The sequence below is a fragment of the Delftia sp. ASV31 genome (assembly GCF_016428765.1).
Classification (GTDB): domain Bacteria; phylum Pseudomonadota; class Gammaproteobacteria; order Burkholderiales; family Burkholderiaceae_C; genus Comamonas; species Comamonas acidovorans.
In genome coordinates, this window is sequence record NZ_JAELTK010000064.1 from 1 (window position 1) to 24,348 (window position 24,348).

At 68.6% G+C, this 24,348-nt stretch carries 21 protein-coding genes; 7 read left to right on the forward strand and 14 right to left on the reverse strand.

Annotated features, from left to right (window positions below):
- The 3 genes from JHD82_RS20590 to JHD82_RS20600 all read left to right on the forward strand — a co-directional run.
- On the forward strand, nt 1-1,039 hold a 1,039-nt coding region (locus JHD82_RS20590), incomplete at its 5' end, for an NADH-ubiquinone oxidoreductase-F iron-sulfur binding region domain-containing protein (RefSeq protein WP_307838110.1).
- 12 nt (nt 1,040-1,051) lie between these two features.
- The gene (gene fdhF, locus JHD82_RS20595) at nt 1,052-3,988 is read left to right on the forward strand and encodes a formate dehydrogenase subunit alpha (RefSeq protein ID WP_199138478.1); all 2,937 of its coding nucleotides are present in this window, start codon (nt 1,052-1,054) and stop codon (nt 3,986-3,988) included.
- The gene (locus tag JHD82_RS20600) at nt 3,988-4,230 is read left to right on the forward strand and encodes a formate dehydrogenase subunit delta (protein WP_013803888.1); all 243 of its coding nucleotides are present in this window, start codon (nt 3,988-3,990) and stop codon (nt 4,228-4,230) included. Before fdhF ends, JHD82_RS20600 begins: the two co-directional genes overlap by 1 nt.
- On the opposite strand, the gene JHD82_RS20605 is transcribed toward JHD82_RS20600, so the two are convergent.
- Nucleotides 4,227-5,111, reverse strand: coding sequence for a LysR family transcriptional regulator (locus JHD82_RS20605; protein WP_199138479.1), 885 nt, complete (start codon nt 5,109-5,111; stop codon nt 4,227-4,229). The two genes, JHD82_RS20600 and JHD82_RS20605, sit on opposite strands and share 4 nt — an antisense overlap.
- A 72-nt stretch (nt 5,112-5,183) precedes the next feature.
- On the opposite strand from JHD82_RS20605, the gene JHD82_RS20610 reads away from it, so the two are divergent.
- Nucleotides 5,184-6,140: a DMT family transporter gene (locus JHD82_RS20610; RefSeq protein ID WP_197945131.1), complete on the forward strand. Its 957-nt coding sequence runs from the start codon at nt 5,184-5,186 to the stop codon at nt 6,138-6,140.
- A 4-nt stretch (nt 6,141-6,144) separates the two neighbouring features.
- Here JHD82_RS20610 and JHD82_RS20615 read toward each other — a convergent pair whose 3' ends face one another.
- From JHD82_RS20615 to JHD82_RS20645, 7 genes are all read right to left on the reverse strand, one after another.
- Complete coding sequence (locus tag JHD82_RS20615) at nt 6,145-6,567, reverse strand: hypothetical protein (RefSeq protein ID WP_047326005.1); 423 nt, start codon at nt 6,565-6,567, stop codon at nt 6,145-6,147.
- Nucleotides 6,568-6,711: 144 nt separating this feature from the next.
- Nucleotides 6,712-7,704 carry a tripartite tricarboxylate transporter substrate binding protein gene (locus JHD82_RS20620; protein ID WP_199138481.1) on the reverse strand — a complete coding sequence of 331 codons (993 nt, stop codon included), beginning with the start codon at nt 7,702-7,704 and terminating at the stop codon, nt 6,712-6,714.
- A 48-nt stretch (nt 7,705-7,752) separates the two neighbouring features.
- Nucleotides 7,753-8,031 (reverse strand): muconolactone Delta-isomerase, encoded by a 279-nt coding sequence (gene catC / locus JHD82_RS20625; protein WP_012203794.1) that lies wholly within the window; start codon nt 8,029-8,031, stop codon nt 7,753-7,755.
- 28 nt (nt 8,032-8,059) lie between these two features.
- A complete protein-coding gene (locus JHD82_RS20630; protein WP_097203300.1) occupies nt 8,060-9,247 on the reverse strand; it encodes a muconate cycloisomerase family protein in 1,188 nt (395 codons plus the stop codon).
- A 174-nt stretch (nt 9,248-9,421) separates the two neighbouring features.
- Nucleotides 9,422-11,950: an ATP-binding protein gene (locus JHD82_RS20635; RefSeq protein ID WP_199138483.1), complete on the reverse strand. Its 2,529-nt coding sequence runs from the start codon at nt 11,948-11,950 to the stop codon at nt 9,422-9,424.
- Nucleotides 11,951-11,974: 24 nt separating this feature from the next.
- Complete coding sequence (locus tag JHD82_RS20640) at nt 11,975-12,883, reverse strand: ABC transporter substrate-binding protein (protein ID WP_199138484.1); 909 nt, start codon at nt 12,881-12,883, stop codon at nt 11,975-11,977.
- Entirely contained in the window at nt 12,883-13,254 is a 372-nt protein-coding gene (locus tag JHD82_RS20645) for a response regulator transcription factor (protein ID WP_012203798.1), read from the reverse strand. The genes JHD82_RS20640 and JHD82_RS20645 overlap by 1 nt, the downstream gene beginning before the upstream one ends.
- A gap of 113 nt (nt 13,255-13,367) precedes the next feature.
- On the opposite strand from JHD82_RS20645, the gene JHD82_RS20650 reads away from it, so the two are divergent.
- Both JHD82_RS20650 and JHD82_RS20655 read left to right on the forward strand, forming a co-directional pair.
- Nucleotides 13,368-14,006, forward strand: coding sequence for a response regulator (locus JHD82_RS20650; protein ID WP_012203799.1), 639 nt, complete (start codon nt 13,368-13,370; stop codon nt 14,004-14,006).
- Complete coding sequence (locus tag JHD82_RS20655; protein ID WP_199138485.1) at nt 14,003-14,806, forward strand: response regulator; 804 nt, start codon at nt 14,003-14,005, stop codon at nt 14,804-14,806. Before JHD82_RS20650 ends, JHD82_RS20655 begins: the two co-directional genes overlap by 4 nt.
- A gap of 30 nt (nt 14,807-14,836) precedes the next feature.
- On the opposite strand, the gene JHD82_RS20660 is transcribed toward JHD82_RS20655, so the two are convergent.
- The 5 genes from JHD82_RS20660 to JHD82_RS20680 form a co-directional block, all read right to left on the reverse strand.
- Nucleotides 14,837-15,034: a hypothetical protein gene (locus tag JHD82_RS20660; RefSeq protein ID WP_199138486.1), complete on the reverse strand. Its 198-nt coding sequence runs from the start codon at nt 15,032-15,034 to the stop codon at nt 14,837-14,839.
- Entirely contained in the window at nt 15,031-16,173 is a 1,143-nt protein-coding gene (locus JHD82_RS20665; protein ID WP_199138487.1) for a PepSY domain-containing protein, read from the reverse strand. The genes JHD82_RS20660 and JHD82_RS20665 overlap by 4 nt, the downstream gene beginning before the upstream one ends.
- 99 nt (nt 16,174-16,272) lie before the next feature.
- Complete coding sequence (locus tag JHD82_RS20670) at nt 16,273-18,441, reverse strand: TonB-dependent siderophore receptor (RefSeq protein WP_199138488.1); 2,169 nt, start codon at nt 18,439-18,441, stop codon at nt 16,273-16,275.
- Nucleotides 18,442-18,516: 75 nt separating this feature from the next.
- Nucleotides 18,517-21,048 carry a TonB-dependent receptor gene (locus JHD82_RS20675; protein ID WP_199138489.1) on the reverse strand — a complete coding sequence of 844 codons (2,532 nt, stop codon included), beginning with the start codon at nt 21,046-21,048 and terminating at the stop codon, nt 18,517-18,519.
- Between the two features lie 150 nt (nt 21,049-21,198).
- Entirely contained in the window at nt 21,199-22,182 is a 984-nt protein-coding gene (locus tag JHD82_RS20680) for a GlxA family transcriptional regulator (protein WP_012203805.1), read from the reverse strand.
- A gap of 117 nt (nt 22,183-22,299) precedes the next feature.
- Between JHD82_RS20680 and JHD82_RS20685 the strand changes: the two genes are divergently transcribed.
- On the forward strand, nt 22,300-22,941 hold the full coding sequence (locus JHD82_RS20685) for an HD domain-containing protein (RefSeq protein ID WP_199138490.1): 642 nt from the start codon (nt 22,300-22,302) through the stop codon (nt 22,939-22,941).
- Nucleotides 22,942-22,959: 18 nt separating this feature from the next.
- Here JHD82_RS20685 and JHD82_RS20690 read toward each other — a convergent pair whose 3' ends face one another.
- Nucleotides 22,960-24,291 carry an MmgE/PrpD family protein gene (locus tag JHD82_RS20690; protein WP_199138492.1) on the reverse strand — a complete coding sequence of 444 codons (1,332 nt, stop codon included), beginning with the start codon at nt 24,289-24,291 and terminating at the stop codon, nt 22,960-22,962.
- Between the last annotated feature and the right edge of the window lie 57 nt (nt 24,292-24,348).

Sequence of the window (24,348 nt, forward strand, 5' to 3'; positions counted from 1 at the left end):
CTGCAACGCCGACGAGGGCGACTCGGGCACCTTCGCCGACCGGCTGCTGATGGAAGGCGATCCCTACACGCTGATCGAAGGCATGGCCATCGCTGGCCTGGCCGTGGGCGCCACGCAGGGCCTGGTCTATGTGCGCAGCGAGTATCCGCATGCCATCGCCACCCTGCGCGAAGCCATTGCGCGTGCCGAGGCCGCAGGCTGGCTGGGCCGCGACGTGGCCGGCAGCGGGCGGGCCTTCCACATGGAGGTGCGCAAGGGTGCGGGCAGCTATGTCTGCGGCGAGGAAACGGCCATGCTGGAGAGCATCGAGGGCCGGCGCGGCATTGTGCGCGCCAAGCCGCCGCTGCCGGCCATAGCGGGGCTGTGGGGCCGGCCCACGGTGATCAACAACGTGATCACGCTGGCCACGGTGCCGCTGATCCTGGCGCGCGGCGCGGCCTTCTACCAGGGCTTCGGCATGGGCCGCTCGCGCGGCACGCTGCCGTTCCAGCTGGCCGGCAACATCGCGCGCGGCGGCCTGGTGGAAAAGGCCTTCGGCCTGAGCCTGCGCGAACTGGTGGAAGACTTCGGCGGCGGCACGGCCACCGGCCGCGCCATCAAGGCCGTGCAGGTGGGCGGCCCGCTGGGCAGCTATGTGGCGCCGGCCGACTGGGATGCGCCGCTGGACTACGAGGCCTATGCCGCCAAGGGCAACGTGGTGGGGCACGGCGGCATCGTCGTGCACGACGACACGGCCGACATGGCGCAGCTGGCGCGCTATGCCATGGAGTTCTGCGCCATCGAGTCCTGCGGCAAGTGCACGCCCTGCCGCATCGGCTCCACGCGCGGCGTGGAGGTCATCGACCGCATCGTGCGCGCCGGCAGCAACCCTGCCGCCCACGCCGGCCAGGTGGCCCTGCTGGAAAGCCTGTGCGACACCATGCAGCATGGCTCCATGTGCGCCATGGGCGGGATGACGCCGTATCCCGTGCGCTCGGCGCTGAACCACTACCCCCAGGACTTCGGCATCGAGTCCACCACGGCCGCAGCGGCTGCCTGAACGGAGAACACCATGCTCGACCACTTGAAGCAAGCCGACTGGGGCACGCCCGCCAGCCCGTCCGAACGCCTGATCGCCCTGGAAATCGACGGCCGCGAGGTCTGCGTTCCCGAGGGCACCTCGCTGATGCGCGCGGCCATGGAAGGCGGCGTCAGCGTGCCCAAGCTGTGCGCCACCGACAGCCTGGAGCCCTTCGGCTCCTGCCGCCTGTGCCTGGTGCAGATCGAGGGGCGCAAGGGCTTTCCGGCCTCGTGCACCACGCCGGCCGAGCCGGGCATGAAGGTGCGCACGCAAAGCCCGCAACTGCAGGAGCTGCGCCGCGGCGTGATGGAGCTGTACATCTCCGACCATCCGCTGGACTGCCTGACCTGCAGCGCCAACGGCGACTGCGAACTGCAGGACATGGCCGGCACGGTGGGCCTGCGCGAGGTGCGCTACGGCTTCGACGGCGCCAACCATTTCAAGGGCCAGGCGCGCGCCGAGGTCGATGTCTCCAACCCGTACTTCAGCTACGACCCCAGCAAGTGCATCGTCTGCAACCGCTGCGTGCGCGCCTGCGAGGAGACGCAGGGCACCTTTGCGCTGACCATCTCGGGCCGGGGGTTCGATTCGCGCGTCACGGCGGGGCAGGGCGGCAGCTTCATGGACAGCGACTGCGTCAGCTGCGGCGCCTGCGTGCAGGCCTGCCCCACGGCCACGCTGCAGGAAAAGACCGTGACCGAGCTGGGCCAGGCCGGGCACAGCGCCATCACCACCTGCGCCTACTGCGGCGTGGGCTGCGGCTTCAAGGCCGAGATGAAGGGCGAGCAGGTCGTGCGCATGGTGCCCTGGAAGGATGGCCAGGCCAACGAGGGCCATGCCTGCGTCAAGGGCCGCTTTGCCTGGGGCTATGCCACGCACAAGGACCGCATCACCCGGCCCATGGTCCGCGCGAAGATCACCGACCCCTGGCGCGAAGTGAGCTGGGAAGAGGCCATTGCCCACACGGCCAGCGAGTTCCGCCGCATCCAGGCGAAGCACGGCAAGGATTCCATTGGCGGCATCACCTCCTCGCGCTGCACCAACGAAGAGGCCTACCTGGTGCAAAAGCTGGTGCGCACGGCCTTCGGCAACAACAACGTCGATACCTGCGCGCGCGTGTGCCATTCGCCCACGGGCTATGGCCTGGGCCAGACCTATGGCACCTCGGCCGGCACGCAGACCTTCAAGTCCATCGAGCACACGGACGTGGTCATGGTCATCGGCGCCAACCCCACGGCCGCGCACCCGGTGTTCGGCTCGCGCATGAAAAAGCGCCTGCGCGGCGACGGCCGGCGTGCGGGCGCCAAGCTCATCGTCATCGACCCGCGCGAGATCGAGCTCGTCAAGTCGCCCCACATCCGCGCCGACTACCACCTGCAACTGCGGCCCGGCACCAACGTGGCCATGATCACCTCGCTGGCCCATGTCATCGTCACCGAAGGCTGGCTGGCCGAGGACTACATCGCCGAGCGCTGCGATGCCAAGTCCTTCGCGCAGTGGAAGGAATTCGTGGCCCGGCCCGAGAACTCGCCCGAGGCCATGGCCGAGGTCACCGGGGTGGCGCCTGACCTGGTGCGCGGCGCCGCGCGCCTGTATGCGCTGGGCGCCGAGGACCATCCAGCGGGCCGCCCAGTCAACGCGGCCATCTACTACGGCCTGGGCGTGACCGAGCATGCGCAGGGCTCGACCATGGTCATGGGCATCGCCAACCTGGCCATGGCCACGGGCAACGTGGGCCGCGAAGGCGTGGGCGTGAACCCGCTGCGCGGCCAGAACAATGTGCAGGGCTCCTGCGACATGGGTTCCTTCCCGCATGAGCTGCCCGGCTACCGCCACATCTCGGACAGCACGGTGCGCGCCGAGTTCGAGGGGGCCTGGGGCGTGGCGCTCAGCCCCGAGCCCGGCCTGCGCATTCCCAACATGTTCGAGGCGGCCCTGGCCGGCAGCTTCATGGGCCTGTACTGCGAGGGCGAGGACATCGTGCAGTCCGACCCCAACACCCAGCATGTGACGGCCGCGCTCTCGGCCATGGAATGCGTGGTGGTGCAGGACATTTTCCTCAACGAAACCGCCAAGTACGCCCATGTCTTCCTGCCGGGCGCTTCCTTCCTCGAAAAGGACGGCACCTTCACCAATGCCGAGCGCCGCATCTCTCGCGTGCGCAAGGTCATGGCGCCGCTGGCCGGCTATGCCGATTGGGAGGTCACCCAGCTGCTGGCCAATGCGCTGGGCTATGCCATGCACTACACGCACCCGAGCGAAATCATGGCCGAGATCGCCGCGCTCACGCCCAGCTTTGCAGGCGTGAACTACGACAAGATCGACCGGCTGGGCAGCGTGCAATGGCCCTGCAATGACAGCACCGAAGAGGCCGGCACTTCCATCATGCACAGGGACCGCTTCGTGCGCGGCAAGGGCCGCTTCATCATCACCCAGTACGTGGCCACCGACGAGAAGGTCACCCAGCGCTTTCCGCTGCTGCTGACCACGGGGCGCATCCTGTCGCAGTACAACGTGGGCGCCCAGACCCGGCGCACGCACAACAGCCACTGGCACAGCGAGGACCGGCTGGAAATCCATCCGCATGACGCCGAGGACCGCGGCATACGCGACGGCGACTGGGTCGGCATCGCCAGCCGCGCGGGCGAGACCGTGCTGCGCGCCACCGTCACCGAGCGCATACAGCCCGGCGTGGTCTACACCACCTTCCACTTTCCCGAATCGGGCGCCAACGTCATCACCACCGACAGCTCCGACTGGGCCACCAACTGCCCCGAATACAAGGTCACGGCCGTGCAGGTGCTGCCCGTCCCCCAGCACGCCCAGCCGTCAGACTGGCAGCGCGGCTTTGCGCGCATGCACGAAGAGCAGATCGGCCTGTTGCAAGCCGCGCAGGCAGGCAGCATGGCCGTGGCGGGAGGCAAGTGATGGACAGCGCGAACCTGGTCCGCATGGCCAACCGCATCGGCGAGTTCTTCGAGGCCATGCCCGAGCGTGACGAGGCCCTGCAGGGCATCGCCGAACACATCCGCAAATTCTGGGAGCCCCGCATGCGCGCCGAACTGGCCCGCGTGCTGGCCAGCCCCGACGAGGCCCAGGCGCTCAAGCCCATCGTGCGCGAGGCGCTGGTGCTGCATCCGCTGACCTTGCCGTCGGCGGCGCAGGCTTAGCCAAACTGCTTCTTCTTCGCCATCTCCCGCGCCAGCTCCACAAAGCCGGCAGCGGCCGGCGACAGGCGCTCCATGCTGCGCACGGCCAGGCCGGTGACGCGGCGCTGGCGGGGCGCGAGGCTGCGGTAGACCATGCCTTCAGGCGCCTGCTCGGGCACGGCCAGGCGTGCGGCAATCGCAATGGCGTGGCCCTGGGCCACGAAGCCCTGCATGGAGGACATCTGCTCGAAGTGGTAGATGGCCGCAGGCTGGGCGCCGGCCTCGGCCAGGAAGCGGTCGATGTGCGCGCCCGACCCGGCCGAGGTGCGCACAAAGGCCTCGCCCTGCAGGTCGGCGGCGCGGATGCTGCGCTGGGCCGCCAGCCGGTGCGCGGCGGGCAGCAGCGCCACCAGTTCGTCTTCCACCAGGGGTACGGTCTCGAAGCGCTCGTCGGGCAGCACGACGAAGCCGATCTCCACGCGCCGCTCCAGCAGCCACTTGACCACGGTGTCGTCGTTTTGCTCGTCGATCTGCACCAGTACGGCGGGCTGGCGGCGCCGGTATTCGGTGATCAGCGGGGGCAGCAGACGCAGCGAAGAGGTGGCGCCGAACGAGGCCACGCGCAGCGTGCCGCGCGCCATGCCGCGCTCGGCATCGGCCTCCTGCCGCAAGGCCTCCTTTTGCTGGAGGATGTCGTTGGCGCGCTGCAGCAGCCGCGTGCCTGCGTCGGTCAGCGGGGAGTGAGGGCCTTCGCGCCGCACCAACTGCACCTGCAGCTCGCCTTCCAGCGCGCGCAGGGCATGGCTGACGGCGCTCTGGGTAATGCCCAGCAGCGCGGCCGCGCGCGAGAAACTGCCGGCGCGGGCCAGCGCCGCGAACACTTCGAGCTGGGTGAAGGTCATGGGATCACGGTGTCCAGGTCATGAGCATTCGCTCATTTGTCTATGAATCGATATGAGCACATAGTACGCGCCATGAATTTTCAACGCTTCTTCGGTCCTCACCTGCGGCTTGTCGGCATGGCCCTGCTGTGGGGCGCTTCCTGGCCTGCGGGCCGCGTGGTGGCACAGAACATGCCGCCACTGGCCGCCGCCAGCCTGCGCTTCCTGCTGGCCGCCGCCGTGCTGCTGCCCTGGCTGTACTGGGCCGGTGGCATGGCCGGTCTCAGGCACTGGAGCGCCAAACGCTGGCTGGGCATGGCGGCCGCTGGCGCCACGGGCGTGTTCGGCTATGCGGCCTTTTTCCTGATGGGGCTGCAGCATGTGCCGGCCGGCAAGGCGGCCCTGGTGATCACGCTCAACCCCGTGCTCACGCTGGCGCTGGCGGTCTGGCTGTTCGGCGAGCGGCTCAACCGCACCATTGCCCTGGGCATGGCGCTGGCGGCCTGCGGCGCCGTGGTGGTGATCTCGCATGGCCAGCCGCTGGCGCTGCTGCAGGGATCGGTGGGCGCCGGCGAGCTGCTGATCCTGGGCTGCGTGGTCTGCTGGGTGACCTACACCCTGATCGGCCGCTGGCTGCTCACGGGCGTCGATGCACTGTCGGCCACGGCCGTGACCTCGACCATGGGCGCGGCCATGCTGCTGGTGGCCAGTCTGGTGGTGGAAGGGCCGGCCGGCCTGCAGGCCGCCGTGCTTGGCAACGCAACCGCCTGGGGTGCGCTGGCCTTCCTGGCCTTCGGCGCCACGGCGCTTGCCTATGCCTGGTATTTCGATGGCGTCAAGGCGCTGGGCGCGGGTGCGGCCTCTGGCTACATCACCCTGGTGCCCGTGATCGGCGTGGCGCTGTCGGCGCTGTGGCTGGGCGAGAGCATCGATGCCAGCATCGTTCTGGGCGGCGGCATGGCCGTGGCCGGCACGGCGCTGATGAACTGGGGGCGCAGGCCGGTGCCCGCCCCGCGCATGCAGGGTGCGCAGGCGGCAGTCCGCAGTTGACGTGTCAGGTGCTCCGCCTGGCGCGGATGGCGTTGCGCGCGGCGCGCAACAGCTTCAACTGGAGCCAGGATGCGGCGAGCAGGGCTGCCGCAACGATGAGCCAGTGATGCAAGGCAAACCCTGGCTGGTGAAAGCGCACGGGCAGATCGACTGCCTCCACCAGCACGCCGATCTCGATGAACGCCAGCAGGCCTGCCATGGCGGCAAGCCAGCCGGGTTCGCGCTGCGATGGGCCGGCTTGGGACCGCTTTCGGCGTCCTGCCAGCCTGAAGAAAATGCCCAGGGCGATGGTGCCCAGAATCAAGGCCAGCACCAGCTTGCCCAGCAAGCTGGCTGCGGCCGCGCCGCCCAGGGACAGGATCAGGCCCACGATTTCGGCCACGGCTTCGAACCGTGCCGCAAGGGCCTTGCGGATGCGCAACAACATGGCAGCCTTCCTTCAGCGTTTGTGCGCTTCAGAAGGCCGTGTGCCGCAGCATGGTGATTTCCTGAGCTTGCCCATCCCGTCCCCCTGGTTGTGTGACCCGGCGAGCGTATCAAAACCTGTCGGGCGGCCGGAGGCGGTCCAGGCTCAGTCCATGCTGATGTTGCGCTCCGTGATCACCTTGGTCCAGCGCACGGACTCGGCCTGCAGGTGCTTGGCCGCTTCCTCGGGCGTGGAGCCCACGACTTCGGCGCCGATGGCCTTGAAGCGTTCGAGCACGTCGGGCTGCTTCATCTCGGCCACGAAGACCTGGTTGAGCTTCTTGACGATGGCCGGCGGCGTGCTGGCGGGCATGAAGACGGCGAACCAGGGCGAGACCTCGTAGCCCTTGATGCCGGCCTCTTCCATGGTGGGCACGTCGGGCATGCTGGACGAGCGCTTGGCCGTGGTCACGGCCAGGGCGCGCAGCTTGCCCGACTGGATGTGCGGGCGAGCCGAGGTGATGGAGTCGAACATGTAGTTGACCTGTCCGCCCAGCAGGTCGGAGACGGCCGGGCCCGATCCCTTGTAGGGGATGTGCAGGATGTCCACGCCGGCCAGCGAGTTGAACACTTCGCCTGCCAGGTGGATGGAGGTGCCGTTGCCGGCCGAGGCATAGGTCAGCTTGCCGGGCGAGGCCTTGGCGGCGGCCACCACGTCGGCCACGCTCTTGACGTTGGGCTGGGTGGAGTTGGTGACCAGGATGTTGGGCACCACGGCCAGCACGCCCACGGGGGCGAAGTCCTTGATCGGGTCGTAGCTGAGCTTGCGGTACAGCGGCTTGTTGGTGGCCATGCCGATGGAGGTGATCATCAGCGTGTAGCCGTCGCCGGGCTGCTTGGCCACGAAGTCGGTGCCGATGTTGCCGCCGGCGCCGGGACGGTTCTCGATCACGAAGGGCTGGCCCAGCGTGCGGCCGGCCTTCTCGCCCAGGGTGCGCGCGATGGCGTCCATGGCGCCGCCCGGCGGGAAGGGCACGATCCAGCGGATGGGCTTGCTGGGCCAGTTGGCCTCGGGTGCCTGCGCATGGGCGGCGGGCATCACGGCGGACAGGCACAGGCCTGCGGCTGCGGCGGTCAGAAAACGGCGTTTCACATTCACTTCAGTTGTCTCCGAAAAATTTGGTCTTGGTCTTGGTCTGGGCTGTGCTCAGGCGATGGCCGAGGGATGCCTTGCCAGCGGCGTGACCTGGATGTCCATGTAGGGGAACAGCGGCAGGCCCTGCAGCAGCTCGTGCAGCTCGTCGTTGGAGGCCACGTCGAACACGCTGTAGTTGGCGTACTCGCCGACCACGCGCCAGATGTGGGGCCAGCGTCCGTCGTGCTGCAGCTGCTGGGAATAGGCCTTCTCGCGGGCCTTGATCTCGGCTGCCACGTCGGCGGGCAGGTCGTGGGGGATCTTCACGTCCATGCGGACCAGATAAAGCATGTTTGTCTCCAGGAGGAATGAAAGGAATTCAGGTCGCAGCCCCGGTCCGGGCCTGCCCCATGTCGAAGTGCTGCGGCTGGCTGCCGGCCAGCGCGCGGTCGAAGCGGTCCAGCTGCTGCAGGTCGATCTCCAAGCCCAGGCCGGGCCCGTCGGGCAGTTGCAGCTCGAAGTCGCGGATGGCCATGCGCTCGGTGACGATGTCGTCCACCAGCAGCTGGGGGCCGAACAGCTCGCAGTTGTAGTGCTGCCCGCCCAGCGTGGCAAAGACATGGGCCGAGGCGGCCGAGCCGATCGAGGTCTCCAGCATGGTTCCGCCGTACCAGCCGATGTCGGCCGCCTGGGCAATGGCCGCCACCTTGCGCGTGCGCAGCAGGCCGCCGTGCTTGGCCACCTTGAGCGAGAACACATGGCTGGCCTGCTCGCGCGCCAGGCGCATGGCGTCGTAGGGCGTGCACACGCTCTCGTCGGCCATGACCAGGGCGCCCTGCAGCGTGGCCGTCAGCTCGCGCAGCGCGGGCACGTTCCAGCCGGCCACGGGCTGCTCGATCAGGGTCACGCCGGCATCGATCAGCTGCGGCAGAAAGCGCCGCGCCGTGGCGCCGTCCCAGGCCTGGTTGACGTCCACGGTCAGCGTGGCGCGGCCCTGCAGGCCGCGCGCGATCTCGCTCACATGGGCCACGTCGGCCTCGGGCGTGCGCGCGCCGATCTTCATCTTGAAGATGCGGTGGCGTTTTTGTTCGAGGCGCAGCTGGGCCTCGGCCAGGTCGCGCTCGATGTCGCCGCTGGCCAGCGTCCAGGCCAGGGGCAGGCTGTCGCGCTGCTTGCCGCCCAGCAATTGCCACAGCGGCAACTGCAGGCTGCGGGCCACGGCGTCCATCAGCGCGATCTCGACGGCGCTCTTGGCAAAGGCATTGCCCTTGCAGGCCAGGTCCATGCGCGAGAGGCAGGCCTCGAAGCGCGCGCCGTCCTGGCCGATCAGGCTGGGCGCCAGGTGGTTGGTGATGGCGTGGTGGATGCTCTCGGGCGATTCCTCGTTCCACGACGGGCCGCCGATGGTGGCGGCCTCGCCAAAGCCCGTGGCGCCATTGCGCAGCCACAGCTGCACGATCACCGGGCTTTGCCGGCTGATGGAGCCGAACGACAGCTTGTGCGGACGGATGGTGGGAATGTCGAGGATCCGCGCCTCGATGCGCTCGATCAGGAAACGGTCTTGCATGGCAATGGCGTGTGTCTTGGCTGGCGGCGGCTGCCGGCGATGGACACAAGCGTAAATCCATGCATTGTGTGGATCTATTGAATTATTTGTGAGAAATCATTCGATGGTGTCGATGATTTAGGCGTGGCGGCGCCGGGCGTCTCGCCCGGGGCCGCCGGTGCGCCACCCCTGCCGCTACAGCAACTCCGCCGGCCGCGTCTCCGATGCGCCGGTGCGGCAGGGCAGGGTGATGCGAAACAGCGACCCGCCTTCGGAGCGGTTGCTGGCGGCGATGGTGCCGTCCATGGCGTCGATGATCTTGCGGCAGATGGCCAGGCCCAGGCCGGTGCCGCCCGAGCCGTTGCGGGTTTTGCTGGACTGCACGAAGGGCTGGAAGATCTTGTCCAGTTCCTGCGGCGGAATGCCCGGCCCCTGGTCGGAGAAGGCGATGCAGATGTCGCCCTGTTCATCGATGCGGCCCTGCACATCGATGCGCCCGCCGATGGGCGAGAACTTGATGGCATTGGCCAGCACATTGCGCACCACCTGCTGGAAGCGCACGGGGTCGGCCTTGGCGATCAGCGGCGTGTCGTCGAGCTCCAGCCGCAGGTCGATCAGCTTTTGCTGCTGCTGCGGCTCCAGCTCGCGCACCACGGGCCGGATCAGGCTCCTGAGGTCGGTGCGCTCCACGTGGATGGTGCCCACGGCGCTTTCCAGCTTGGCCACGTCCAGCAGGTCGTTGACCAGGGCCAGCATGCGGATGCCCGCCTCGTGGATGTCGTTGAACATGTCGGCCATGGCGGGATTGCCGCGCGAGCGCAGGCCGCCCAGCTCGGCAAAGCCCATGATGGACTGCAGCGGGGTGCGCAGCTCGTGGCTCATGTTGGCCACGAATTCCGATTTCACGCGGAAGGCCTCTTCGGCCGCGTCGCGGGCTTCGCGGGTGGCATGCTCGGCTGCGCGGAATTCGCTCACGTCCACAAAAATGCTGAGCACGCCGGTGATCCGGCCCTGGGCGTTCTTCACCGCGGCCTTGGAGATCTGCACGTCGCGGTAGCTGCCGTCCACATGGGGCAGCCGGGCCTCCACCATCATGCGCTGGCCCGAGCGCATCACGACCTGGTTGCTGCGCATCTGCAGCAGGGCATCGTCGCGCGCGTGCAGGCCCTTGATCTCGTGGCCGAGCACGGCGTAGCGGCCCCGGCCGAAGAAGTCCTCCCAGGCCTTGTTGACCAGGGCCACGCGCTGGTCCGCGTCGGTGACCAGCATGGGCAGGGGCGTGGTCTCGAACAGCAGATGCTGGAAGGCCAGCTGGGTCTGCAGCTCCTGCTGGGCCTTCCAGCGGGCGGTCACGTCCACGGCGCTGCCGGCAAAGCCCACCAGCTGGCCGTCGCGCAGCAGGGGAACCACGGCGATGTCGCAGAGCATCTCCCGGTTGCCCGGCAGGCGGAACATGGCCTGGCAGTTGCGCGGTGCCAGCCGGGCCAGGGGATCGAGCAGGGCCTGGATCTGCGCCAGGTACGAGCCGTCCACGATGTTCTCCAGCGGCTGGCCCACGGCCTCGGCGCTGGGCTGGCCGGTCAGCTGCTCCCAGCGCGCGTTCACGAAGGTCAGCAGTCCCTGGCTGTCGGTGCGAAAGATCAGCTCCTGCACGCTGCGCATGAGCACGGCCATCTCATGCTCGCTGCGGGCCAGGCGCGCCTGTGCCTGCTCCATGGCCTGCAGTGCCGACTTCTGGACCCTGCGGGTCTTGAGCACCGACCAGCTCAGTCCCAGCACCAGGCCCAGCAGGGCCACGCCGGCCACGAAGAAGGCAAAGGCGTTGTCCCGCCAGCGCGCCACCATGGCCGCGTAGGGCTCCTCCACCACCAGCAGCAGCGGCCAGTTGCGCACGGTGCGGAACGACACGATCTGGTGGCGCCCCAGCATGCCCGCGCCGATGTAGGAGCCGAATTCGCTGTGCGGCAGCCATTCCTGGAACAGCGGCGTCTGCAGCGCGGCGGCCGTCTGCACGCCCGTGCCCTCATTGGTGCTGGCCAGGGGCCGGCCGTCATAGGTCAGCAGCACGGCCTCGTAGCTGAGGGTCTCCAGCGTGGACTGGTAGAAGTTGGCCACGGCGTCGGGATTGATCAGGGCCACCAGCACGGCGGGCATGCCGTTGTCCTGGTGGAAGGCCAGCAACTGCGGCAGGAAGGACACGCCGCGCGGCGTCGGATGCGCCCGTGGCGCCAGCGACGACAGGCTGCGGCCGGGCACCAGCCGGCCCAGCTGGGGCTTGCCGGGGATGAGGACGGCCGCCTTGTCGTGCAGCAGATCCTGCGTATCGATCTGCTGGCCGGCCTCCCCGGCCTGGGTGCTGGCCAGGATGAGGCCCTTGTCGTCGATCAGCGCCATGCTGCGCAGGTAGGGCAACTGGGCGATCAGCAGGGCCATGGCGGCCTCGCGCGCGCCGCGCCCACTGCCCGCGGCCACGATGGCCGGGTTGTGCGCCAGGCTGGCCAGGGCCATTTCGGTGTTCTCGAAGGTCTTGGCCGTCTGGTCCTCCAGCACGCGGGCCAGCAGCGCGGCCTGGGACTTGCTCTGGTCCGCATCGGCATGCAGCTGGCTCCAGACGAAGAGCACCAGTCCGGCGAGCACGCACAGTGCAAAGGTCAGCACCAGTGCCTTGATGTGGGCACTGCGCCGGGCTCCGAGAAAATGATGCGCGGCAGCTCGTTCAGACATGATGAAGGTGCTCCATCGGAAGTTTCAGGGCGCGACGATGGCGGTCAGGCCGTTGTGGCGAGCGGCCCTGGCCAGGCGGCCGTCGCGCTTGATGTCCGAGACGAACTGGTTCAGGCGCGCCAGCCACTGCGCGTCGGCAGGGCTGGCCGCATAGCCGTAGGGCAGCACATGGAAGGGCTTGGGCGGCGCGATCAGCTGCACCCAGTCCGAGCTGTCCAGCAGCTTGCGGCTGTACGGGTAGTCGGTCATGAACACGTCCACGCGCCCGGCCATGAGTTCCTTTTCGCGGGTTTGCGGCGGCTCCACCAGCACCAGGTGCGCATGCCTGAGCGACTCGCGCATGACCGGCTCCATGAAGGTGCCGCGCTGCACGGCCACCTGCACGCCGGGCTGGTCGATGTCGGCCCAGCTGCGCACGGCGGGGTTGCTCTTGGTGGTGATGCCGTAGATATCGCTGCTCAGGTAGGGCTGGGTGAAGCGCAGCTGCTGCTGGCGCTGCGGCAGGATGCCGACGGCGAACATGGCCACGTCGCAGCGCGACTCCAGCAGGTCGGGCACCAGCCGCGAGAAGGACGAGTCCACATGCTGCAGCCGCGCGCCAAGGTCCTTGGCCAGCTCTGCCGAGAGCTCCGCGTCGATGCCCGTGAGCCTGCCCGTGCGTGCGTCACGGTAGGTGATGCCGTAGTAGTCGGGCCAGATGCAGACCTTCAGCGTGTGGCTGCTGGCCACGCGGTCCAGCACCTCGCCGGCCCGTGCTGCGCCAGGCCCCATGGCCAGCACCGCCACCCAGGCCGGAACCAGTGCCAGCAGCAGCGCCTGCACAACGGGCAGCACAACGGCCTGCACGGCGGCCCGCACCAGCGCGGACAGGCGCGCGGCGTTCCCGGACGGTATCTGCCATCGGCCCGCGGCGGCCTGCGTGTGCATCGTCATCAGTCGCTCCTGTAAAGACTGGCCAGGGTCTCCAGCAGCCGGTTCGGGCTGAAGGGCTTGAGCAGGTATTCGTCGGCACCGGCATTGAAGCCCGCCTCGCGGTCCTGCGCACTGCCCCGGGCCGTCAGCAGGATCACCCGCGTGTGCCGCAGGTCGTAGGAGGTCTTGATGCGGCAGCACACCTCCAGGCCGTCCAGCGTGCCCGGCATCATCATGTCCAGCAGCACGACATCGGGCTGGCTGCGCTGGGCCAGGGCCCAGGCTTCGTCACCGGTCGGCGCCTCCATGACTTCGTATGCGCTGGACTCCAGCGTCATGCGCAACAGCTTGCGGATGTCGGCTTGGTCTTCGGCGATCAGTATCTTCTTCATGGCGGGCCTTTCGCAACGCAGTTGAAGGGTTCTGCGTTGGATTGAATCATAAATATCAAATTCATCAAATTTGTATTGAATTTTTTAATCGTATTTGATGCAAAATTGCTGCCATGTCCGAGAACAGCACCCCACCAGGCCAAATTCCGCACTACACGACCGCTGAGGTGGCCAAGCTGCTGGGCATGGCGGTGCGGTCGGTTCAGCTCATGGTCGATCGCGGCGATCTGGAGGCCTGGAAGACCCCCGGGGGGCACCGGCGCATCACGCGCGCCTCCGTGGAGCGCTGGCGCGGCAGGCAGGGTGATGCGGCCACCACGTCCGGGGCGCCAGCGGCGGCCCCCGCGCCCGCTCCCGCGCAGGCCGGCACGGGCCCGCGCGTGCTGCTGATCGAGGACTCCGTGCACTTCCAGAACCTGGTGCGCCTGCTGGTGCAGCGCCACTTTCCCGACGTGCAGCTGCACGTGGCGCACGACGGGATCACCGGCATGGCGCTGTACGGGCAGATCCAGCCCGACGTGCTGCTGGTGGACATCCTGCTGCCCGACATCGACGGCGCCGCCCTCATCACCACCTTGCGCACGCATGAGCAGTTCGCGCGCTGCAAGCTGCTGGTGGTCACCTCGCTGGATGCGGCAGAGCGCGAGGCCTACGCCTTTGCGCTGGGCGGCGCGCGCGTGATCCACAAACCCCAGCTCGTGCAGGAGCTGCCCGAGGCGCTGGGCGAGCTGCTGGGCAGGCAGGCAGCGTGAATCCGGCCCATCCTGCGGTCCTGCTGGTGGAGGACGATGCCTCGATTGCGCGATTCGTCACGCTGGCGCTGGAGGGCATGCCCCTCACCCTGGTGTCCTGCGCGAGTGCGGAGCAGGCGCAGAGCCTGCTGCAGAGCCAGCCCTTTGCCCTGCTGATCACCGACCTGATGCTGCCCGGCGCCTCCGGGGTCGAGCTCATCGAATGGCTGCGCAGCTCCCCGCAGGCAGGCTGCAGCGCCGTGGTCTTCAGCGCCGGCGTGCGGGCCGACGTGGCGCTGCGGCTGGAGCAACTGCAGGTCTGGGGCGTGCTGCGCAAGCCCGTGTCGGTGGCGCAACTGGTGGACTGCGTGGAATCGGTGCTGGCGGCGCAACCGGCCGGGTCGCCCGCGCCAGCCAGCGTGCGGGCTGCCGGTGCGGATGTGCCGGTGGATATGAAGGCGGATATGCCGGCGGATGTGCCTACGGATGGCGGCCCGGCCGCCGTCTCCAGCTACTTCGGCGGCGATGCCGCCCTGTTCCACAGCTACCGCGCCAGCTGTCTTGCGCAGTTGCCCGACGATGTGGCGCTGGGCGAAAACCTGCTGGCCGCGCGCGACGCCGCGGCGCTGCGCCGGCTGGCGCACAACCTCAAAAGCGTGCTACGCCTGCTGGGGCACGAGCAGGCCAGCGGCCTGGCGCAGACGCTGGAGCAGGCCTGCCTGGCCAGCGACTGGGCGGGTGCCACCGATGCCTGGCGGCAACTGGGCGCGGCCCTGCTGGGAATGCTGGACGGCGCGGGCCAGCGGCCCCGGCGCGGCTGACACCGCGCCCGCCATCCCGCCATCCCTTCGTCATTGCGGCGGGCTGCGCCGCACCCAGCCGTGCCAGATTCCCGCCGCCGTGGGAATGGCCAGGCAGACGCTGGCCAGCATGTCGCCAAAGCCGCCGTCGCTGAACAGGGCCGAGACCAGGCCGATGGCCGTCAGCACGCCCAGCGCGATGGGCCAGCCCCAGAGGGCGAGAAAGCCCCGGTGTTTTGCGCCGCTCATGCCGAGACCTCCTTGCCGCGCGGCGCGGGCTGCGGGGCCGGCAGGCTCTTGCCCTTTTTGACCCACAGGTACAGGCCCGTGCCCAGCACGATGATGCTGGCGATGTCCAGCAGCGCCCAGAGGATCTGCATGGCCCGCCCGCCGTAGTCGCCGAAGTGCAGCGGCTGGGACACCAGCAGCGCCGTCAGATACCAGGGCAGGGCGGGCGCGTCCGTGACCTGGGCGGTCTTGGCGTCCACCAGCACGGGCAGGAACAGGCGCGAGGTCAGGGGCTCGTTGCCGCGCAGGAAGAAGGTGTGGTGGTGCGGGCTGGAGAACGTGGTGCCGGGGAAGGCGATGAAGTACAGCTTGGTGCCTGGCACCTGCTGCTGGGCGGCCTGCAGCGATTGCTGCAGCGAGGCGCGCTCCGCCACCGGCACCGTGTCCTGGCCCTGGTAGGGCGCCAGCACGCTGCTGAGCTGGTCATGCTGCCAGTACTTGATCAGCAGGTCGGCCCAGGTATTGATCATGCCGGTGGCGCCCACCACGAACAGCCACACCAGCGTGACGATGCCCAGCAGGTTGTGCAGGTCCAGCCACTTCAGGCGCGGCTGGCGCGTGCGGCGCACGGTGCCGAAATCGAGCTTGCGCATGAAGGGCGCGTACAGCACCACGCCGCTGACGATGGCGATCAGCAGCAGCAGCCCCATGAGGCCCAGGAACAGCTTGCCCGGCAGCCCCGCGAACAGGTCCACGTGCAGCTTGAACATGACCCACATGAAGCCCTGGTCGAAGCGCGGCTGGGCCAGCAGCTCGGCCGTGCGCGCATCGATGACCACTGAGCGGAAATCGTCCGTGGGCGCTGGCGTGGGCGTCATGGTGACGAACCAGAGGTCATCGGTGTCGTCGGACTTGGAGACGAACTGCACCACGCGGTCCGGGTGCTGGGCACGGGCCACCTCCAGTACCTTGTCCAGGCTGGCATGGGGCGTGCCCTGGGGCATGGGCGGGGCCTCCACCTCGGTGCCCAGCAGGTGGCCGATTTCGTGGTGGAAGATCAGCGGAAGGCCGGTCAGGCACAGCAGCAGCATGAAGACGGTGCAGACCAGGCTGCTCCATTTGTGCAACCAGGCCCAGGTCTTGATCGTGTGGCTTTGCATGGGGTGTTTTTTTCTCTGACAGAAGGGGCCTGCGGCCCCCGCCATCACCGCGCCCCCGGCGCCATGCCGGGGGCGGGGCGGTTGCCGGTGGCCGGGGGCTTAGAAGTCCACTTGTGCCGACAGCATCAGCGTGCGCGGCGCGCCCGTGGTGGTGTAGCCGGCGGCAGTCACCCAGTAGCTCTTGTTGCTGACGTTCTCCAGGCTGGCGCGCAGCACCACCGGCTTGCCGGCCACGTGGGTGCGCAGGCGTGCACCCAGGTCCAGGCGTGTCCAGCCGGGCATGCGCAGGATGTTGGCCGTGTCGTAGTACATGGACGAGGTGTGGATCACGCGGCCGTTCAGGCTCAGACCCTCCACCCAGGGCGTATCCCAGTCCAGGCCCAGGTTGAAGGTGCGCTCGGGCACGCCGTTGGCATCGTTGCCCTGGTTCACGCCGCCTGCCGTGCGCGAGAGCCTGGCGTTGTTGAAGGCCGCGCTGGCCAGCAGGCGCAGGCCCTTGTGGATCTCGCCGTAGGCGGTCAGCTCCAGGCCGCGGTTGCGCGTCTCGCCGCCGAAGCTGTAGACATTGGTCACCGGGTCGGTCATGGAGCCCGGGCGCTGGATCCGGTAGAGCGCGGCCTGCGTGGTCATGCGGCCCCAGTCCAACTTCACGCCCACTTCGTACTGCTTGGACTTCTGCGGCGCGAACACCTGGCCGGCATTGGCCGTGTTGGGCCCGGCCGTGCCGCCTGCCGACAGGCCAGCCGTGTAGTTGGCGTAGACCGAGACATTGTTCTGCGGCTTGAACACCACGCCGGCCAGCGGCGTCACGGCGCTGGCCTTGTACAGCGTGGTGCCGCTGGCGTTCTTCTGGTCGATGGTCTGGTCGCGCAGGCCCACGGTCACCAGCACGCGGCCGCTGAACAGCGCCATGGTGTCGGCCAGCGCCAGGCTGTGCTGCGTCAGCTCGGCGTTCTTGGTGGGCGCGCTGCGCACGAAGTCGATGGCAGGCAGGGGCGAGGGGTTGTAGATGTTGGAGGGGACGGCTTTGGTGGTCAGCTGGTAGAAGTAGCCGCTCTCGCGGTCCATGTAGTTGGCCGCGGCCACCACGGTGTGGCCGATGGCGCCGGTCTTGAAGCGCGTGCGCAGGCCCACGTCGGCCGAGGTGGTCTTGTTGAACTCGTCGTAGAAGCCGTTGCGCACCGTGAAGTTGCCCAGCGAGTCGATGCGCTGCACGGCCGTGGGGAAGCTCTGGTCGCTGGACACATCGCTGTAGCCCACGCCGCCGTAGACGGAGGTGTTGGCGTTGATGTCGTATTCCACGCGCGAGATCACGGTCTTGGCCTTGTCCAGCAGTTCCGTGCCCGGGTTGAAGTTGGTGCGGCTGTCGGGCACGGCGGGCACCTGGGTGATGCCGGCCAGGAAGGCGCTTTGCGGGCGGAATTCCGTGGTCTTGCCGCTGGTGGTCAGCGCGTCCAGCGACCAGCGCAGGCCCTGGCCTTCGTAGTCCAGGCCCACCGAGGCCAGGCCCAGGCGCTGGCGGCCGCCGTCGATATTGCCTTCGCCATTGCGCCACACGCCGTTCACGCGCACGCCCCACTGGTTGTCTTCGCCAAAGCGGCGGCCCACGTCCAGGTGGGTGCCGAACTGGGCCTTGCCCATGTAGGTGGCGGTCAGGCGGTTCAGCGGCACGTCGCCCGCGCGCTTGGTCACCACGTTGATGCTGCCGCCGATGCTGCCGCTGGGACCCACGCCATTGGTCAGCGAGCCGGGGCCCTTGAGCACTTCCACGCGCTCGATCACCTCCAGCGGCAGGCGCGTGGAGGGCGACAGGCCGTACAGGCCGTTCACCGACACATCGCGCATGGACAGGGAAAAGCCCCGCACCTGGAAGTCATCGCCATAGCCGCCGCGCGCCTGCAGGGTGCGCACCGAGGCATCGTTCATCACCACGTCGGCGATGGTCAGCGCCTGCTGGTTCTCGATCAGCTCCGAGGTGTAGTTGGTCGTGCTGAAGGGCACGTTCATCTGGTCGGTCTTGCCCAGAATGCCCAGGTCGCCGCCGCGCGCGATCTGGCCGCCGGCATAGGTCTTTTGCAGTCCGCCGATGGCCTCGGCCTGGTCGCTCACCGTCACTTCCTTGAGGGCCGGGCCCTCGGCCGTCTGGGCCGCCACGCCCACGGCGGCCAGGGCCAGGCCGGCGCCCAGGCATTGGCGGATCAGGCGCGTGAGGGGGTGGGGAGCGAAGCGGAAGTCCGCAGGAGTGCTGTGGTGCGTCATGGCAGTCATGTGCAAAGGTTGGAAAAAGCGGGAGGAAAAACCGGGAAGAAAAAGCCGGGAAAGGAGGGCAGGCCGGCCGTGGCCCTAGAAGCGAGCGCGCAGCGACACCGTGACGTTGCGCGGATCGCCGTAGTAGTTGTTGAAGTAGGTGCTGTTGGGCGAGAACTTGGCGTAGTAGCGCTTGTCCAGCAGGTTGCTCACGTTCAGCTGCAGCGAGTAGGTGTCATCCAGGCGGTAGGCCAGCAGCGCGTCAAAAAGCGCATAGCCACCCTGGCGGGTGGTGACATCGCCCACGCTGGCGTAGGCATCGCTTTGCAGCCGCACGCCGGCGCCTGCGGTCCATCCCTGCAAGGGCCCCTTGAAGCGGTGGCTGGCAAACAGGCGCAGCGCATGGCGCGGCTCCACGGGCCGCAGCGGCTGGCCCACGTTGGCCTCGGAGGCGTCGCGCAGGTACCTGGCCTGGGTGTAGGTGTAGCCGGCCAGCACCTGCCAGCCTGGCGCTGGCTCGCCGGACAGCTCCAGTTCCCAGCCCTGGCTGCGGCTCTTGCCGCCGGCCATGAAGCAGTGGCTGGTCGGGTAGTACGGCAGGCAGGGCATGGCCGATGCCGTGTCCTGCATGGCGCTGCCCACGCGCTGGATGCGGAACACCGACACGCTGGCCTGCAGCCGGCCGTCCATGAAACTGCCCTTGAGCCCGGCCTCCAGGTCCTCGCCCCGGGCGGGCGCCAGGATGCTGCCGTCGGCGGCCTTCTTGTCCTGGGGGCTGAAGATCTCGCTGTAGCTGGCATAGGCGTCGAGCGTGTCCGACAGCGCATGCACCAGGCCCGCATAGGGCGTCAGCTCGCGGCGCACGCTGTAGCCGCTTTGGGCATTGCCGGGTTCGAGATAGCTCCACCAGCTCAGGCGCGCGCCGGCAATGGCGGTGAGCGAGTCGGTCAGCGACAGCCGGGCCCGCGCGAATCCGCCGTACTGGTGGATGTGGGACACGGGCGATGAATAGGCGTTGCCGTTGCCCTCGCTGTAGAACGGCTCCGGATAGCTGGTGTACGGATTCCAGCCGCGGATATCCACATTGCGCAGCGGGCTCACGCCCCAGTAGCCCGTGGCGCCCGTGCTGCGGATGCGCTGCAGGTCGGCGCCCAGCGACAGCTCGTGCCTGCGGCCCAGGGCCTCGAAGGGGCCGCTGGCCAGCAGGCTCAGCGCGTTCTGCGTGCTGCCGTCGCCGCCATAGATGGAGGTGCTCACGTCGAACAGATAGGGATTGCTGTCGCTGGCCCTGGAAAACGAGGTCTGCTTGAACCCGTCCGACCGAAAGCGCGTGTGCGCGGCCTGGGCCTTCAGTTGCCAGCCGCTGTCCAGCCGGTGCTCCAGCTCGGCAAAGGCCTGCTGGTTGTGCCGGTCCCAGGTATTCCAGGGCGTGCCCAGGTAGGTGCTGCGCGGCAGGCCGAGCTGGCTGCCGTCGGCAGCGGCAGGCAGGCCGCCCCAGGAGCCCGTGGCCTGCAGGTCCGTGTGCTGCAGGCCGGCCGTGAGTGTGGTGCGCGGCCCCAGGTCCGCCTCCAGCACGCCGTACAGGCCCAGGCGCTTTTCCTGGCGCGCGGTCTGGAACGATGCCTTGTCGTCCGCCAGCGCCACCAGCCGGCCGCGCAGCGTGCCGGCTGCGTTCAGCGGGCCGGACAGGTCGGCCTCCATGCGCTGGCGGTCCCAGGAACCCAGCGTCAGCGCGGCCGAGCCCTGCCACTGCGCTGTGGGCCGCTTGCGCACCATGTTCACCATGGCCGAGGGCGAGCCCGCGCCACGCAGCAGGCCCGTGGCGCCGCGCAGCACCTCCACGCGGTCCAGCATGGCCATGTCGGGCTGGATGAAGGTGGAGGCCGAGGCCACCTGATTCACATTGAGCCCGTCCACCTGCAGCGAATCGATCTGGTAGCCGCGCGAGTAATAGGCGATGCGCTCGCTGTCGATGTACTCCACCGTCACGCCCGGCGTGTGCTGCAGCACGGCATGCAGGTCGGGCAGGGCCTGCTCGTCCAGCCACTGGCGCGTGAGCACGGTCACGGGCTGCGGGATGTCGCGCACCGACTGAAGCCCCTTGTAGCCCGTGACCAGGCTGGCCGCGTAGCTGTCCGATGCCTCGGTCGTGGCACTGGCCGGCGCCGTGGCCCGGACCGTGACCGTGCCCAGCGTCTGCCCGCCCGGGCCCGTGCCCGAGGCCGCCGCTGGCAGCGGCCGCAGCGTATAGACGCCGCTGGACTCGCGCACCGCCTGCAGCGCCGTGCCCTGCAGCAGCCTGGCAAAACCGTCTTCCACGCCATAGCTGCCCTGCAGCCCCGGGGACTGCAGCAGGCCCAGCTGCGCGGCATCAAACGACAGCGCAACGCCAGCCTGGTTGGCGTACTGCGCGATCACATGCGTGAGAGGGCCGGCCGCAATCGAAAAGCTGCGCTGGCCGGCTTGGGCGGCCTGGGCGGACGGCGCCGCATGGACGCAGTCCGCTGCCGTGGCAACCAGCATCGCCACCCCCAGCACCGCTGCCACCCCAGCCATCCCCATGGACGCAGGCCAGCCCCGTTCGGCTGCAAGGCCGTCCTGGGGCTGGTGGAGGTGGGTGCAGGGCATGGGGCTGGGAAAAGTGGTGTGACTCCCCGTATGCCGAACAAGCCTTGCCGATCCTGCAAGTTCGGCTGGACTTTTTTTGCGCCTTGGCCTGGATTTGGACCTTGTTTTTGCCTTCATCGTTAGATAAGGCAAAGACTGGCTGCTATGTTTTTATTTTTCTCTGCCCGGGATTTCGGGGGCCGCGCCCTGGTGACGCCGGTACATGGCTGGAGAAATGCCCAGGTGCTTGGAAAAACTGCGGCGCAGGGTGTCCGCGTTGGCAAAGCCGCACTGCGCCGCGATCTGCTTGGGCGCGTCATGGCCGGCCTCCAGCAGTTCACGGGCTGCGGACACGCGCATGGTTTCCACCCAGGCGGCTGGCGTCACGCCGACTTCCGCCTGGAACAGCCGCGCGAAATGCCGCGCGCTGAGACCGGCGCGCTCAGCCAGCGCACGCACCGAGAGGTCCTGCGCGGGATGCGCCACGGCCCAGCGCTGTATTTCCTGCAGTGCAGAGCGGCCAGCCGGTCCCGCATGGCCCTTGCGGCTGAACTGCAGCTGGCCGCCGGGACGCTTGAAGAACATCACCAGCTGCGAAGCCACGCGGGCCGCCACTTCGCGCCCGCAGTCCTCCTCCACCAGCGAAAGGGCCAGGTCCAGGCCTGCCGTGACCCCGGCCGAGGTGCGCAGCTTGCCATCGCGCACATGCAGCGCGTCGTCCAGCACGGTGGTACGTGGATGGGCGTGCCTGAGCGTGTCGGCCACGGCCCAGTGCGTGGTCACCCGCCGGCCGTCGAGCAGGCCGGCGGCCGCCAGGAACAGCGCGCCCGAGCACACCGATCCGAAGCGCCTGGACTGCCTGGCCATGGTGCGCAGCCATTGCAGCGTGGGCTCGCCCAGCAGCATGTCCATGGCATGGGGGGCGCCTGCGACCAGCAGCGTGTCCAGCCGGGGTAGCGCATCTCCCATGGCCCAGTCGGGCACCAGACGCACGCCCGACGAGCTGTGGATGGGCGCATGGTCGCGGCCCACCACCTTCAGCGCATAGAAGGGGCGGCCCAGTTCTGCGTTGGCCTGCGCGAACACGTCCAGCGGCCCCGAGACATCCAGCAGCTGGACGCCTTGCAGCGCAAGGATCGCAATCGTTCTTGTCATGGAAAAGCCCCGGTGTCCGCATCGCGCGTGAAATGGCAGAAATCGACGGTATGCGTCGATTGATGACGTGGCAGTGTATCCCCAGAATCGAATCGAGCACTTTGAAAGGAGCCACCCATGCGTCTCGATATCGACGGAATCCGCGTCCCCGACAGCCGGCTTGCGCGCGAGGTCACGGAACTGGTCCGTGACACGGCATCGCCGCTGCTGTTCCACCATTCCAGCCGCGTCTACTACTTCGGCGCCCTCGCGGGCGCCAGGCGTGGCCTGGCGTTCGACCCCGAGCTGCTGTACTGCGGCTGCATGTTCCACGACATGGGCCTCACGCACCGGCACAGCAGCGATTGCTGCCGCTTCGAGGTGGATGGCGCCAACGCAGCCCGCGAATTTCTGCGGGGCCACGGAATCGCCACGCAGGACATCGATCTGGTCTGGACGGCCATTGCCCTGCACACGACGCCCGGCATTCCCGAGTTCATGCATCCCGTCATCGCCCTGGTGACGGCCGGGGTGGAGATGGATGTGCTGGGACTGACCTACGGCGACTACGCCGATGCCCAGCGCGAGGCCATCGTGCAGGCCCATCCGCGCGGTCCGCGCTTCAAGGAGGAGATCATCCAGGCCTTCTACGACGGCATCCGGCACAAGCCCCAGACCACCTTCGGCAACGTGAAGGCCGATGTGCTGGCGGACAAGGAGCCGGCTTTCAGACCGATGAACTTCTGCAGCGTGATCCGCCATTCGGCTTGGCCCGGCTGAGCAGGCGCAGGCCCCGCGTCACAAGCCATCGAGGTCTGCGGCCTGGTCCAGCGTCCACAGCCGCTCGGTCACCTGCCGCAGCCGGTCCGCGCCCAGCACGGGTCCGGCCAGCTCGGCCAGCTTGGCCTGCAGATCGGCGTCGCTGAGCGGCATGTCGGGATCGCCCTTGCGCGTGGGCTGCAGCCAGGCATGCACACTGCCGTCGCGCAGGGTGATGCGGACCTGCGCGGCGCGTTGCGCCGGGAACTGGCGGTCCAGCTCGGGGTGCCGTTCCAGCGTGATGCGCTGCATCAGCGCGCGGGTCTGTGCATCGCCCAGAGGGCCATCGTCGAAGGCCGCCAGCCGCACGCTGCCCCTGCGCAGCGCATGGGCCACCACGTAGGGAATGCTGAAGCGTGCCTCGGCGGCCGTGCGTGGTGCGCGGTTGCCGGCCACGGTGAGGGCCGGGCCATAGGTGGCAACCTGCAGTTGTGCGATGTCGTCGGCAGCGAAGCCATGCACCTGCTGCAGATGCAGGGCGCCGTCGATGGGCGCGAAGGTGTGGCCGCAGCAGGCGTGGTTCTTGAACGTCATGGCAGTGATGTTGAAGACCTGGCCCAGGTCCGCCAGCACGGGCTGCCAATCAGGCGCATCGCTCATGGCCGTGCCCAGGCCCATGGCGCCTTCGAAGACATCGAGTGATCCCGTCACGCCCTGGCCGGCCATCAGTGCTGCGGCGACGCCGGCCTCGGCCGCGCGACCGGCGTGCAGCGGCTTGGACATGGAGTCCATCTGGAAGGCCTGCTGCAGTCCCGCCGCAAAGGTGGCCGCCGTGCACAGCGCATGCGTGAAGCGCTGCGCATCCAGCCCCAGCAGACAGGCCGCCGCCGCAGCAGCGCCAAAGCTGCCCACCGTGCCCGTGTTGTGCCAGTAGCGGTAGTGCGCACGTCCCAGTACCTGGCCTATGCGGGTGGAGATCTCGTAGCCCGCAATCACGGCCTGCAGCAATTGCAGGCCGCTGGCCCTTTGCTGCTGCGCCACCGCCAGGGCCGCCGAGATGGTGGGTGCGCCCGGGTGGTAGATGGCGTGCTTGAAGATGTCGTCCACCTCGGCTGCATGCGAGGCCGTACCGTTGATCAGCGCCGCCGCCCGGGCGGTGGCGCGCCGGCCCAGGGCCAGCCGTGCGCCGCCCCGGTCCAGGTCTTCGGCCATGGCGCGTTCCAGCCGGGGCGTGGGGTCCATGCCGTAGCCGGCGATCAGCGCGGCATACCAGTCCACCACGGCGCGTCGGGCATGGTGGAGAACGCTGGCCTCGACAGGCGCTTGCTGGAATCGGGCGCCGAACTGGCCCAGGGTTTCGCTGACATACATGGCGTGGACTTGTTGGGAGTGAGGGTGGCGGGCGGGGCTGGGTGGTGCAAGGATGCA

Excerpts from the sequence above, each read along its gene's own strand:
- fdhF (WP_199138478.1), top strand. The coding sequence starts at position 1,052 with ATGCTCGACCACTTGAAGCAAGCCGACTGGGGCACGCCCGCCAGCCCG.
- JHD82_RS20600 (WP_013803888.1), top strand. The coding sequence starts at position 3,988 with ATGGACAGCGCGAACCTGGTCCGCATGGCCAACCGCATCGGCGAGTTC.
- JHD82_RS20605 (WP_199138479.1), bottom strand. The coding sequence starts at position 5,111 with ATGACCTTCACCCAGCTCGAAGTGTTCGCGGCGCTGGCCCGCGCCGGC.
- JHD82_RS20610 (WP_197945131.1), top strand. The coding sequence starts at position 5,184 with ATGAATTTTCAACGCTTCTTCGGTCCTCACCTGCGGCTTGTCGGCATG.
- JHD82_RS20615 (WP_047326005.1), bottom strand. The coding sequence starts at position 6,567 with ATGTTGTTGCGCATCCGCAAGGCCCTTGCGGCACGGTTCGAAGCCGTG.
- catC (WP_012203794.1), bottom strand. The coding sequence starts at position 8,031 with ATGCTTTATCTGGTCCGCATGGACGTGAAGATCCCCCACGACCTGCCC.
- JHD82_RS20630 (WP_097203300.1), bottom strand. The coding sequence starts at position 9,247 with ATGCAAGACCGTTTCCTGATCGAGCGCATCGAGGCGCGGATCCTCGAC.
- JHD82_RS20635 (WP_199138483.1), bottom strand. The coding sequence starts at position 11,950 with ATGTCTGAACGAGCTGCCGCGCATCATTTTCTCGGAGCCCGGCGCAGT.
- JHD82_RS20640 (WP_199138484.1), bottom strand. The coding sequence starts at position 12,883 with ATGACGATGCACACGCAGGCCGCCGCGGGCCGATGGCAGATACCGTCC.
- JHD82_RS20645 (WP_012203798.1), bottom strand. The coding sequence starts at position 13,254 with ATGAAGAAGATACTGATCGCCGAAGACCAAGCCGACATCCGCAAGCTG.
- JHD82_RS20650 (WP_012203799.1), top strand. The coding sequence starts at position 13,368 with ATGTCCGAGAACAGCACCCCACCAGGCCAAATTCCGCACTACACGACC.
- JHD82_RS20660 (WP_199138486.1), bottom strand. The coding sequence starts at position 15,034 with ATGAGCGGCGCAAAACACCGGGGCTTTCTCGCCCTCTGGGGCTGGCCC.
- JHD82_RS20665 (WP_199138487.1), bottom strand. The coding sequence starts at position 16,173 with ATGCAAAGCCACACGATCAAGACCTGGGCCTGGTTGCACAAATGGAGC.
- JHD82_RS20670 (WP_199138488.1), bottom strand. The coding sequence starts at position 18,441 with ATGACTGCCATGACGCACCACAGCACTCCTGCGGACTTCCGCTTCGCT.
- JHD82_RS20675 (WP_199138489.1), bottom strand. The coding sequence starts at position 21,048 with ATGCCCTGCACCCACCTCCACCAGCCCCAGGACGGCCTTGCAGCCGAA.
- JHD82_RS20680 (WP_012203805.1), bottom strand. The coding sequence starts at position 22,182 with ATGACAAGAACGATTGCGATCCTTGCGCTGCAAGGCGTCCAGCTGCTG.
- JHD82_RS20685 (WP_199138490.1), top strand. The coding sequence starts at position 22,300 with ATGCGTCTCGATATCGACGGAATCCGCGTCCCCGACAGCCGGCTTGCG.
- JHD82_RS20690 (WP_199138492.1), bottom strand. The coding sequence starts at position 24,291 with ATGTATGTCAGCGAAACCCTGGGCCAGTTCGGCGCCCGATTCCAGCAA.